Origin of the sequence: Veillonella sp., assembly GCF_019414865.1 — a bacterium.
In the GTDB taxonomy this organism is placed as follows: Bacteria; Bacillota; Negativicutes; order Veillonellales; family Veillonellaceae; genus Veillonella.
In genome coordinates this window covers 1-12,779 of sequence record NZ_DXLG01000043.1, presented here as the reverse complement: position 1 = coordinate 12,779, position 12,779 = coordinate 1, and the positions used below count along the sequence as shown (strand labels likewise).

Here is a 12,779-nt window from a genome sequence, read left to right as displayed (position 1 = left end):
ATTTTATTGTAATTCATCCAATGTATCACGCAATTGTGACATTTCATCAAGAGCTTTTGCAACCCCTTTAATAACAGCATATCGCGGAGACTCAACTAAATAAGATGCAATACCAACAGAACGTGTAATAACACGATCTAAACCATCGATGAGAGCACCGCCACCTGTCAAAATGATACCATGATCATTAATGGCTGCTACAAGTTCTGGAGGTGTTTTTTCTAAAATCGATTTAATGCCTTCTAAAATATTCATCACTTGCGCCTCTAAGGCACGTTGAATTTCTAAGGAATTAACAGCAACCATCTTAGGTAGTCCAGAGCTGGCATCACGCCCTCTAACCTCTATAGTTCGTTCTTTAGCACGTCGATCTACGGTACCAATAGAAATCTTTATCTTTTCTGCTGTTAAAGGTCCAATAACAAGTCGCTTCTTACGACGTATATAGCGAATAATAGATTCATTGAAGGAATCTCCCCCAATGCGAAGGGATTCACTCACAACAACGCCAGTATCACAAAGAACGGCAATATCAGTAGTACCGCCACCTACATCGACAACCATAGCTCCAACTTGGTCAGCATCATTGAGACCTGTACCCATAGCAGCTGCTAATGGTTCCTCTATAAGAACAGTCTTTTTAGCGCCTGTTCTAAGTAAAGCCTCTAAAATAGCACGTTTTTCAACAGGCGTAATTCCAGATGGCACACATACGATAATACGCGTTTTCATCAATCTAGAAGCAGGCACAACAGAACGAATAAAGTATTTTAACATAAATTCGGTCATATCGTAATCTGCGATAACGCCCGCTTGAACAGGACGAATAACAGATATGCCTTTAGGTGTACGCCCAACCATAAAACGTGCAGCTTCACCTAACGCGAGAATATCTCCGGTTTTATCATCACGCGCAATATAGGCAGGCTCATCTAAGACTAGCCCTTTTCCTTTAGCAAAGATAAGAATGTTGGCAGTTCCCAAATCTATACCTAAGTCAAAATTCAATGAACGATTCAATCGTCCCATTAAATCGCCTACTTGTTCAGGACGAACTAAACGCTTTAATGTCATAGCAGGTGTAGTTTTCGCTATGGCAACAGTTTCACGATTACGACGCTCAACACGGCGCATTTTGGTGACTTTAACCATTGCTTCGCGCATATTGGAAGCCAAATGGCTAGCTTGCTTAGCTACGCCCTCTGAAAGCTTCGTAGACTTGCGTTTCGTTCTTCGTAATGCTTTGCGATTAGAACTAGTTTTAGCATTTTCAACCTTTGCAGCACCTAAGTTTTGTTGCTCGTTGTATAAAGCCGGCCCTTTTGAGCGCCGGCTTCGTTTCTTTTTATTCTGTTTTGGCTCTGTACTTTTATTCGTCAACCCGAACAATATCAGCACCTAACCTTTGCAATTTACCTACGAAATCATCATAACCACGATCGATATGATGTAGACGACCTACTTCAGTTCTACCTTCTGCAGTCAACGCAGCACAAACAAGAGCCGCACCTGCACGCAAGTCTGTAGCATTAACTACAGCACCATGTAAGCGTGGCATACCTTCGACAATCGCCTGACGATTGTCGATATCGATATGGGCACCCATTTTGCGAAGCTCTGCAACGTGCATGAAGCGATTTTCAAATACAGTTTCTGTTACAGTACTTGTACCTTCAGCGATTGTAGTAAGCGCCATAAATTGAGCTTGCATATCTGTTGGGAAGCCTGGGTATGGTAATGTTTTAATATCAACAGCTTTAATGCCTTTGCCAGTACTAATAACGCGAATACCATCAATTTCTTCCTCTACAGTAACGCCAGCTTCTTTTAACTTAGCTACTACTGGTTTCAAATGTTCTGGCAATGCATTTTCTACAAATACGTCACCACCAGCCATAGCAGCGGCAATCAAATATGTACCAGCTTCGATACGGTCAGGAATAACCGTATGAATTGCACCATGTAATTGAGGCACACCTTCAATGCGGATTACATTTGTACCAGCACCGCGAATATTAGCGCCCATTGCATTCAAGAATGTTGCTAAATCAACGATCTCAGGTTCTTCCGCAGCATTTTCGATAACAGTTTTACCTTCCGCCATGGAAGCTGCCATAATTACATTTTCTGTAGCCCCTACACTTGGGAAATCCAAGTAAATTTGAGTGCCTTTAAGGCCTTCTGGAGCATGAGCATATACATAATCTTCAGTAATTTCAATTTTAGCACCTAGTGCTTCGAATGCTTTTAGGTGAAGATCGATAGGACGTGCACCAATCGCACAACCACCTGGCATGGAGATTTTAGCCTCCCCTTTGCGCGCTAAAAGTGGCCCCATTACGAGGAAAGATGCACGCATTTTGCGTACAAGCTCATAAGGAGCTTCCGTAGCAGTCAATGTAGACGCATCGAAGATAATTTCATCATCTGCTTTATTACGAGTAATTTTAACCCCCAAAGACTCGATAACTTGGCAAATTGTACCTACATCTTCCAAATTTGGAATTTCAAGTAATTTACTAGGTGTTGATGCTAGCAAAGTACCGGCAATAATAGGGAGTACCGCATTTTTAGCACTACTAACACGTACACGGCCTTCCAACCGGTTGCCACCTTGAATGATTAGCTTTTCCAACAGAATTCCTCCTACACTTTATATCGATCATCTTGTATGAACTACAAGACGTTGTATTTATAACGTCATATACTAAATGTTATTATACTATTTTTCGATATATCTCATCAAGAGACTGTGAGAAAATACTGAGAAAAAAAGCCCCTCATTTTGAGGGGCCTAATTATTATTTTGCTTTTAAGGATTTTAGCTTTTCATCCATATGCACTGTATCTAAGAAACGAACAGTACCTGTTTTAGAACGCATTACGATAGTATGTGTACGCGCACCACCTGGGAAGTATTGAATAGCATTCAATAAGTTACCGCGAGTAATAGCAGTAGCCGCAAAGATAACATCATCTGTACGAACTAAATCATCCAATGTAAGTACTTGATTTACATCGGTAATGCCCATTTCATGACAACGGCGAATTTCTTCTTCTGTTTCTGGTTTCAAGCGCGCTTGCATATCGCCACCTACGCATTTCAAAGCAGCTGCAGCCAATACGCCTTCTGGTGCACCACCAGTACCAACAACCATGTGCACACCAGAACCTTCAATACAACATTCCATAGCTGGGTTAACATCACCATCAGAAATTAACATAATACGTGCACCAAGGTCACGAGCTTCTTTCATCAAGCCATGATGACGTTCACGATCTAGCATAACAAGTGTGATTTCATCGACATTGCGATTCATTTTTGCTGCTACATTTTTGATATTTTCAGTCAAAGATTTAGTAATATCAATAGCACCTGCACCACGAGGGCCAACGCAAAGTTTTTCCATATACATATCTGGTGCATGTAACAAGCCACCTTTTTCAGCAATAGCCATAACTGCAATCGCACCATTTTGGCCTTTTGCAATCAAGTTTGTGCCTTCAATTGGGTCAACTGCGATATCTACTTCTGGGCCACCAGCACCTACATGTTCACCAATGTAAAGCATAGGCGCTTCATCAATTTCGCCTTCACCGATAACTACTGTACCAGAAATACGAACAGAGTCAAATGCTTGACGCATTGCATCTACAGCAAGACCATCCGCTGCATCCTTTTGACCGCGACCAAGTAAACGACCACTGCGTAAAGCAGCCGCTTCAACGACACGAGCAAATTCCAAAGATAATGTACGATCCATAATAGGCCTCCTTATAAGTCCTGTGTGTATTGTAATATGACTCTTACATTGAGCCGAATACTTAACTTATTGATTAGCTTGTTTCCAATCTGCCATAAATTTTTCAAGCCCTGCATCCGTCAATGGATGTTTCATAGCTTGCATAAGTACTTTGAATGGCACTGTTGCAATATGAGCACCGGCTTTAGCACATTGTATGATATGCAATGGTGTTCTCACACTAGCTGCAATAATTTCAGTTTCAATACCATGAATAGCAAATATGTCTGCAATATCTTGAATTAATGTAAGGCCATCCATGCTGATATCATCAATGCGACCCACAAATGGGCTCACATAGGTAGCACCTGCACGGGCTGCCAATAAAGCTTGGTTAGCAGAGAAGATTAATGTTACATTTGTTTTAATACCTTCTTTGCTCAACACGGCAACAGCTTTAAGACCTTCTGGAGTCATAGGCACTTTAATAACTACATTGGAGCCTAATTTTACAAGCTCATGAGCTTCTGCAATCATGCCTTCTGCATCAGAAGCAATAACCTCTGCACTTACAGGACCTTCTACAAGATTTGCAATTTCAGAAATAACTTGTTTTAAGTCGCGTTTAGCTTTCACGATAAGGGATGGGTTAGTAGTCACACCATCGATAAAACCAAAAGCATATGCTTCTTTTATCTCATCAAATTCTGCGGTATCAATAAAGAACTTCATCAAATGCCCCCTCTTATTTTGCTGCCTTGATTACTTCTACGCCACCCATGTAAGGAACAAGTACCTTAGGAATTACAACAGAGCCATCAGCTTGTTGGTAATTTTCCAAGATAGCTGCTACTGTACGGCCCACAGCAAGACCAGAGCCATTTAATGTATGAAGGAATTCTGGTTTACCTTTAGGTCCACGACGGAATTTAATATTTGCACGACGAGCTTGGAAATCAGTCATATTGGAGCAAGAGGAAATTTCTCTGTACTTGCCTTGAGCTGGCATCCACACCTCTACGTCATATGTTTTAGCGGAACCAAAGCCAATATCACCTGTGCAAAGTGTAATGACACGGAATGGTAATTCCAATAAACGCAATACTTCTTCTGCATTATCAGTTAACTTTTCTAATTCTGCGTAAGAATCTTCAGGTTTAGCTAATTTAACCATTTCAACTTTGTTGAATTGATGTTGACGGATAAGACCACGCGTATCACGACCTGCAGAACCAGCTTCAGCACGGAAGCACGCTGTAAATGCAGTATAGTATTTTGGCAATTCCTCTTCGCTCAAGATTTCACCGCTATGATAATTAGTCAATGTAACCTCTGCTGTTGGGATCAAGAAGTATTCTGTATCCTCTACATGGTACATATCTTCAGCAAACTTAGGTAATTGACCAGTACCTGTCAAAGTCTCACGAGTTACCATATATGGAGTCATCATTTCAGTGTAGCCTTGTTTATCTACATGAAGATCAACCATGAAGTTAATAAGAGCACGTTCTAAACGAGCACCTAAACCTTTATATACTGTGAAACGAGCACCACTCATTTTACCAGCGCGATTGAAATCAAGGATATCAAGATTTTCACCTAAATCCCAATGAGCTTGTACATCAAAGTCAAATTGACGTGGTTCGCCCCATTTACGTTGTTCCACATTTTCATCTTCATCAGCGCCAACAGGAACAGATGCATCGCACATATTTGGCAACATCAAAGCCGCATCACGTAATTTAGCTTCTACATCGCGAATACGATTATCAAGCTCTGCAATATCATCGCCTACTTTTTTCATTTCTGCGATTTTATCATCCGCATTTTCTTTATTGCGTTTTAATTGGCTAATTTCTTCAGTTACGGAGTTACGAAGAGCTTTTAACTCCTCTACTTTACCAATCAACTGACGACGTTCATCATAAGCGGATACAAAGGTTTCCAAATCGCCTTTCGTGTGACGATTATCTAAGTTTTGTTGCACTAAATCAATATTTTCACGGACAAATTTCAAGTCTAACATACTATAAACCTCATCTTCCAACTATGCTACGAACAATATATTCAATACGTTTAAGTATACCATATATTGGTGTATTTATCATTAAATTATAAGCTATCTACTAGATTTCTAAGTAATTTTTATACTATTCATCATCATCTTCTCCTAGTAAATAATCTTTTGCCATCCATTTTCGGGTTCCCGTGAAAGAAATGGTTACCCATTTTTCCGTTGGGTTCCCTCCAATTTCCTGGTCAATTTCATTGCGAATCGCATCAATTTCAGCAATCGTTTGATATGGGAAGTTCTTTCGAACTAAAATATCAATTTCAATAATTCGAGTGTTCCCATATACTTGTACACTAGAAACGTAATCTTTGAAATTGTACTTTTCCATAAAACGATCCATGATTTCCTGCACTTCATTATGCAATGAAGTTGGTGCCCATCCCAATACTTGTTTTACGGATGGGATGATAATACGGAACGCTGACGGTATCATCTGTACAGCCAATACAATGAGAACAATTGGGTCAATATAAGTGGCCCAATCGGCATATTCAGTTCCTTCTAACATAATAGCCACTACGAAACTAATCAAGATAGCTGCTTCCAGTAACGCGTCAACATACCAACTCACATTATCAAATTTAATTAAGTTGGACTGTAAACTCTTGTTAATCCGTCGTACATACAAGTAATAGATTGTATCAGCTACGGTAAAGAAGATGGCATAATAAATGGCTGGTCCAAAATCTACATGACGGCCGCCCGATATAAGATCTGTAATGCCACTAGATAGAGCGTAAATTACAATTAGTAATATAAAGAAGCCTTCTACAGCGAGTACCAAAGGTTCAAACTGCCAATACCCAAATTGAAATCGCTTACTCGTTTCACGGGCTATTAACTTGGCCGTCATGAGCATCATGATCTTAATAACAACATCGACAAAAGAAAATACGCCATCTAATAAGACCGCGCTAGATCCTGTAACAATCCCCATTATAGTGCCACTTACTGCTACAAGGGCCATTAGCCCTACGGATTGCATAAGTAACTTCTGTTCTATAGAGCGCCTTGCCCCTAATATATCCATCAAGTACCCCACTTTCTTAATTTATATATCTTTTTATTATACACCAAGGGCATTGATGCGCAACACGAGGTCAAAATAAAACAGGTAGCTTGCATGCTATACAAGCCACCTGCCATAGATACTATTTAATTTTTCGCGTTGACACTACAATCACGGATCTATAATTACCCTTGAGGATTAGGTAATACCCGGCCCGCTACATAGCGCTCAACGATATGTCGATCATCACCAACATATAACCAACGCTCTAACCGCTCCTCTAAGGTGCGTTCATTCGGGTCAAATAGTGTTGTATCATCAATGATAAGGGCATCTAGGTCACAACCTTTTTCAAAGCTCCCCACCTTACCAAAGAGCTTACCACCACCCTTCGTAGCCATATAGAAGGCTTCACTTAATGTGAGGGGCGCATAATTTGAATTTACTTCCACCCATTTCATTTTGGATAATCCAATGGCTTCTGTAAGAACCTTTGCCATTGATACCATATGACCACCAGAAATATCAGAGCCTAAACCAATTGGTATATTCCGTTTCATTAGCTTACGAATTGGTGCAATACCACTTGATAGGTTTACATTAGAATATGGACAATGAGATACCATAGTTTGTGTTTCAGCCATACGCTCCATTTCTACATCACTTAAATGAATGCAATGAGCCATTACCGTTGGCATCCGCCCCATTAATTTATGTTCATAATACACATCTGTATAATTTGGTGACTCCGGATGTAAAGATGCAACCCAATCGATTTCTCCGTGATTTTCAGATAAATGGGATTGTATTGGTACCTTGTACTCTTCGGCCAATTTACCTAGCCCAGACATTAACTCACTTGTACAGGATGGTACAAACCGAGGAGTAATTATAGGTTTTACTAAAGGACCAAATGAAACTGATGCTTCTAACCAGTCTTTCGTATCTACTAAGGATTGACTTGTTTCTTCAATCAAGAAATCTGGACTATTACGGTCCATATTGACCTTCCCTACATAGGCAGATAATCCAGCTTTTTGTAAAAGTTCCATCAACACTAATGTGCTCTCTTTATGGATAGTGCCGAACAATATGCTTCTAGTAGTCCCATTGCGCCATAAGTCTTGTACAAAGGCACCATATACTAACCGTGCATAATCTAGATCACTAAACTTTGCCTCTTCAGGAAATGTATAGGTTTCTAACCAAGGTAAAAGTTCTTTATCCATCCCAAGGCCACGATTACAATACTGTGGAGCGTGTGCATGTGTATCTACAAAGCCAGGAATAATGAGATTATCACCATAATCAGTAACCTCATAATCCGCATAGGCTGGTGGAATACTTTCACCACAATATACGACTATACCATCTACGGCAATGATGTAGCCATGTTGAATCGATATAAATTCAGAAGGACGCGGTGTATATAAGATATTCCCTTTTAAAATAACTGTCGAATTCATATAACCTCCTCGCGTGATTAGAGCCCTAAAGTGCTAAGCTCATATAACACGCTAGATTTTCTTTTAATAGACTATGCTATATGATTCATAGTATATGCTATTTAAATAGCAAAGTGAATGATGAACGCCACAGTCATAATTTACATCTCATATTCTTTTTTTAATACATAGCCATATGCTTGTTTATGCCCATTCGATTGTTCAGTAATGTATACACCTTGTATTTCTGGTGCAAAGCCAGGCAACTGATTGATGCCTTCCTCTAAGGCTAAGAAGTAGTCACACGCAGTCTTAGACCACCGTTCTCCAGGTTGCACGCATAATACACCAGGTGGGTACGGTAGAGCGCCCTCAAGAGCAATGCGACCTTCCGCCTCGCGTAGCGGTACTAATTCCCCCTTGTTGCGTTGGAACTCAAAGTTTGCCTCTTGTGGATTCATGACATAGTCTGGGAAATATTCACGAGAAAATAAGCGTTGTTGTAAGAGGCTTACATTTCTAGACTTATAAAAATCATGCATTTCTTGACATAGCTGACGAATACTATAGCCTTTGTATGTATCTATATGACTATTGTAAATAGACGGCAATACCTCTTCCATCGGTGCATCCCGGTCTATGAGTTCTTCAAAGCGAACGAGTTCCTCCACGAGCTCATCCATCTTATACTTAGATTCTGCTGGTGTCATAAGGAATAAGATTGTATTTAAATCACATTTTTCAGGGATGATTCGATTTTCTCGTAAATAATTAGCAAGAATATTAGCAGGAATACCAAAGTCTTCATATTCTCCGGTCTCTACATTAATTCCTGGTGTAATCAGTTGGAACTTACAAGGATCGATAAAATACTGCCCCTTACCATACCCTTTAAATGAATGCCACTTTGCTTCTGGTTCAAAGGCAAAATAATTTACATCTTCCGCCATGACCTGTGTATTTCCGTCTTCCCATTTTTTACCATGCACCATAGGTGGTACTAACGGGCGGAGATATTTGCATTGCTCCAACACGGCTTTACGAGCCTCAATAGCAACTTTAACACACTCACGCCACAGTTTTTGTCCTAACTCACCTTCATGGATTTTCGCATTTACATCGAGAGATGCAAATAACGGATAAAATGGAGAGGTAGATGCATGCATCATAAAGGAATTATTAAAACGTTTATGATCTACATAACGGTCTTGCCCCTTTATATGACTATCCTTCTTATGAATTTGAGAGGTTTGTGAAAAGCCAGCTTGTTGCTTATGTACCGATTGAGTTACTAAAATCCCAGGATCATTTGGACCTAACTCTAATAATAGGGGACTACAATCTTTCATCATAGGAATAAATTGTTCATATCCCACCCACGCAGAGTCAAAGAAAATATAATCACAAAGATGACCAATTTTATCTACTACTTGGCGCGCATTGTAAATTGTACCATCATAGGTGCCTAATTGAATGACTGCCAGCCGAATAGGACGTTTAGCCTTTGCTTTTTCAGGAGATTTTTCACTGATGAGTTGGCGAATGTAACTTTCATCAAAGCAATGATCTAAAATACCGCCTATGGACCCAAAAGGATTACGTGCTGTTTCAAGATATATAGGCGTCGCACCAGACATAACAAGACCACCATGGCAGATGGATTTATGATTATTACGATCATATAAGATAATATCGCCCGGTGTTAAAAGAGCATTAAGTACTACCTTATTCGCAGAAGATGTACCATTCAACACAAAATAGGTCTTGTCAGCATTATAGACTTTCGCAGCATGCGCTTGCGCATCATAAGCATACCCTTCATGAATTAAAAGATCTCCTAATTTTACATCTGCATTACAAAGGTCCGCTCTAAATATATTCTCTCCAAAGAAATTGTAGAAGGCGCGACCTATAGGATGTTTATAGAAGAACTGACCACCTTGATGTCCAGGGCAATCAAATTGCGAATTTTGATCGCCTACATAATCAGATAAAGCCTTGAAAAATGGTGGTAAAATAGAATCTTCATAGCTTGCTACAAGCTTTTCTATCTCTGATTTGCAGTCGTCCATATTTGTAGAGGCAAACTCTATAATAGATGTAATGCGGTCCTTATAAAAAGATATATCCTTAGATTCATCAAATCTTAGGAGAATAACAGGTATACCAAAGGTATGAATTTGATTATTATTGATACGCTCTAAGTCACAATCACCAATGACAACAGCACCAACATCTATAAAATCTGTATCACAAACAGGAACACATATACGACCCTCTAAAGAGCCAATTTTGGATTGTACGGAATCAGATAAAGCAACCTTTAAATGTTTCACAGCCTCCTCCTTTCGTAACTATGAATCACACTCGATATATAATCAAGACATATGGAATAAAACATAGTATAAAAACATATATCGAATAAAAAGACTCCCTACTCAAAGAATAGGGAGCCTTTTAGTTTTAGATTATTCAGCTGCTTCTTCTTCAGCTTCAATATGCTTAGGAGCTTCTGGTTTCATCAATGGGAACAATAATACATCGCGGATGGATGCAGAGTCTGTTAAGAACATAACTAGACGGTCAATACCAACACCTAAACCAGCTGTTGGAGGTAAACCGTATTCAAGAGCTGTAACGAAGTCTTCATCCATACGGTGAGCTTCATCATCACCTGCTTCACGTTCTTTCAATTGATCCAAGAAACGTTGTTTTTGGTCGATTGGGTCATTTAACTCGGAGAAGCCATTTGCCAATTCACGGCCATAAATGAATGCTTCAAAACGTTCTGTAGCCAAAGGATTTTCACGACTTGCTTTAGCAAGTGGAGAAATTTCTTTTGGATGACCATATACGATAGTTGGTTGAATCAAGTTTTCTTCTACATAATCTTCAAAGCAAAGATTTAAGATTTTACCAATACCATCATTTTCTGTGTATTCTACATTTAAGCGATCTGCAATAGCACGAGCTTCTTCTACAGTTGTGACTGCATCAAAGTCTTCACCAGTGTATTTTTTTACACCTTCAGCCATTGTGATACGATTCCAAGGTGGAGTCAAATTGATTTCTGTACCTTGGTATGTAATTTCTTGTGTACCGAGAACTTCTTGAGCACAGTAGGACACGAGGTTTTCTGTTAAGCGAATTGCATCCTCTACATCGCCATAAGCTTGGTAGGATTCAATAGTAGTGAATTCTGGGTTATGACGATTATCGATACCTTCGTTACGGAAACAACGGTTCATTTCGAATACGCGGTCCATACCACCAACGATCAAGCGTTTGAGGTACAATTCTGGTGCAATACGCATGTAAATATCGATATCAAGCGCATTGTGGTGAGTGATGAATGGACGTGCAGCAGCACCACCAGGGATAGCATGCATCATTGGTGTTTCTACTTCCATAAAGCCATCACGCATCATGTATTCGCGAATCTTAGCAACGATTTGAGAGCGTTTTACAAATGTATCACGCACTTCAGGATTTACAATTAAATCAACATAACGTTGACGGTAACGAAGTTCTGTATCCTTTAAACCATGCCATTTTTCTGGTAATGGACGTAAAGATTTGGATAACAAAGTTAATTTGTTAACTTTAATTGTAACTTCTCCTGTATGAGTTTTAAATACGTGACCTTCAACACCGATAATATCACCGATATCAAGCATTTTTACGTATTTATAAGCATCTTCACCCAATACATCTTTACGGAAATATACTTGAATATCGCCGGATTTATCACGCATATTCGCAAATGCTGTTTTACCATGGGAACGGATTGTCATCAAACGGCCTGCAATAACTACAGGTTGACCGTCATATTTCAAGAAGAAGTCATCTTTAATGTCTTTTGCATTATCTTTTACAACAAAACGTTGACCAAATGGATAGATACCATCCGCTTCGTATTCAGCCAATTTGTCGCGGCGAATTTGCATTTGCTCATTCAGCTCTTCTTGTACATTTTTAATTTCTTCACTCATGTTATCGCCTCTTCGTCAGTAAATGTAAATTATTGGATTGCTAACACTTTGAATGTAACAGGACCATCTGGTGTGGAAACTTCTACTTCATCACCTTTACGTTTGCCCAAAATAGCTTTACCTACAGGAGATTCGTTAGAGATACGATTGTTAAATGGATCCGCTTCAGAGGAACCAACGATAACATATTCTAATTCATCATTGTACATTGTATCTAATACAGTTACTTTGCTACCTACGGATACAACATCACCTTTTACGGATTCGTCGATGATTTTCGCAGTGTTAATTTTATTTTCAAGCTCTACAATATGACCTTCGATGAAAGCTTGTTCATTTTTTGCATCGTCATATTCAGAGTTTTCACTGATATCGCCATATTCAATAGCAGTCTTAATACGTTCAGACACTTCAATACGACGTACAGATTTATAATACGTTAATTCTTCTTCTAATTTCTTTAAACCTTCGGCGGTAAGTAATGTTTCTTTTACGTCTGCCATGGGTACCCCACTC

Annotated in this window: 10 protein-coding genes; all 10 read right to left on the bottom strand. The window is 39.4% G+C overall.

The annotated features are described in order from the left end of the window. Window positions 1-3: 3 nt before the first annotated feature. On the bottom strand, window positions 4-1,389 hold the full coding sequence (locus tag QZ334_RS04260) for a rod shape-determining protein (protein WP_295232229.1): 1,386 nt from the start codon (window positions 1,387-1,389) through the stop codon (window positions 4-6). Then, a complete protein-coding gene (gene murA, locus QZ334_RS04255; protein ID WP_105086170.1) occupies window positions 1,370-2,635 on the bottom strand; it encodes a UDP-N-acetylglucosamine 1-carboxyvinyltransferase in 1,266 nt (421 codons plus the stop codon). Before murA ends, QZ334_RS04260 begins: the two co-directional genes overlap by 20 nt. A gap of 166 nt (window positions 2,636-2,801) precedes the next feature. Further along, window positions 2,802-3,764 carry a class II fructose-bisphosphatase gene (gene glpX, locus QZ334_RS04250; RefSeq protein ID WP_005387249.1) on the bottom strand — a complete coding sequence of 321 codons (963 nt, stop codon included), beginning with the start codon at window positions 3,762-3,764 and terminating at the stop codon, window positions 2,802-2,804. A 66-nt stretch (window positions 3,765-3,830) separates the two neighbouring features. Then, window positions 3,831-4,475 (bottom strand): fructose-6-phosphate aldolase, encoded by a 645-nt coding sequence (gene fsa / locus QZ334_RS04245; protein WP_105090294.1) that lies wholly within the window; start codon window positions 4,473-4,475, stop codon window positions 3,831-3,833. A gap of 13 nt (window positions 4,476-4,488) precedes the next feature. Then, window positions 4,489-5,769 carry a serine--tRNA ligase gene (serS, locus tag QZ334_RS04240; RefSeq protein ID WP_295232225.1) on the bottom strand — a complete coding sequence of 427 codons (1,281 nt, stop codon included), beginning with the start codon at window positions 5,767-5,769 and terminating at the stop codon, window positions 4,489-4,491. Between the two features lie 124 nt (window positions 5,770-5,893). Further along, window positions 5,894-6,847 (bottom strand): cation diffusion facilitator family transporter, encoded by a 954-nt coding sequence (locus tag QZ334_RS04235; protein WP_295232223.1) that lies wholly within the window; start codon window positions 6,845-6,847, stop codon window positions 5,894-5,896. A 164-nt stretch (window positions 6,848-7,011) separates the two neighbouring features. Next, window positions 7,012-8,292 (bottom strand): guanine deaminase, encoded by a 1,281-nt coding sequence (gene guaD, locus QZ334_RS04230; RefSeq protein WP_295232220.1) that lies wholly within the window; start codon window positions 8,290-8,292, stop codon window positions 7,012-7,014. 140 nt (window positions 8,293-8,432) lie between these two features. After that, window positions 8,433-10,607: an ornithine decarboxylase gene (gene speC, locus QZ334_RS04225; protein WP_295232216.1), complete on the bottom strand. Its 2,175-nt coding sequence runs from the start codon at window positions 10,605-10,607 to the stop codon at window positions 8,433-8,435. Window positions 10,608-10,739: 132 nt separating this feature from the next. Then, window positions 10,740-12,263: a lysine--tRNA ligase gene (gene lysS / locus QZ334_RS04220; RefSeq protein WP_295204856.1), complete on the bottom strand. Its 1,524-nt coding sequence runs from the start codon at window positions 12,261-12,263 to the stop codon at window positions 10,740-10,742. Window positions 12,264-12,292: 29 nt separating this feature from the next. Further along, complete coding sequence (gene greA, locus QZ334_RS04215) at window positions 12,293-12,766, bottom strand: transcription elongation factor GreA (protein WP_105086162.1); 474 nt, start codon at window positions 12,764-12,766, stop codon at window positions 12,293-12,295. Window positions 12,767-12,779: the final 13 nt, after the last annotated feature.

Bases quoted from the DNA above. Each gene is read 5' to 3' on its own strand.
- fsa (WP_105090294.1), bottom strand. From the start codon at position 4,475: ATGAAGTTCTTTATTGATACCGCAGAATTTGATGAGATAAAAGAAGCA.
- guaD (WP_295232220.1), bottom strand. From the start codon at position 8,292: ATGAATTCGACAGTTATTTTAAAAGGGAATATCTTATATACACCGCGT.
- serS (WP_295232225.1), bottom strand. From the start codon at position 5,769: ATGTTAGACTTGAAATTTGTCCGTGAAAATATTGATTTAGTGCAACAA.
- lysS (WP_295204856.1), bottom strand. From the start codon at position 12,263: ATGAGTGAAGAAATTAAAAATGTACAAGAAGAGCTGAATGAGCAAATG.
- greA (WP_105086162.1), bottom strand. From the start codon at position 12,766: ATGGCAGACGTAAAAGAAACATTACTTACCGCCGAAGGTTTAAAGAAA.
- glpX (WP_005387249.1), bottom strand. From the start codon at position 3,764: ATGGATCGTACATTATCTTTGGAATTTGCTCGTGTCGTTGAAGCGGCT.
- QZ334_RS04235 (WP_295232223.1), bottom strand. From the start codon at position 6,847: ATGGATATATTAGGGGCAAGGCGCTCTATAGAACAGAAGTTACTTATG.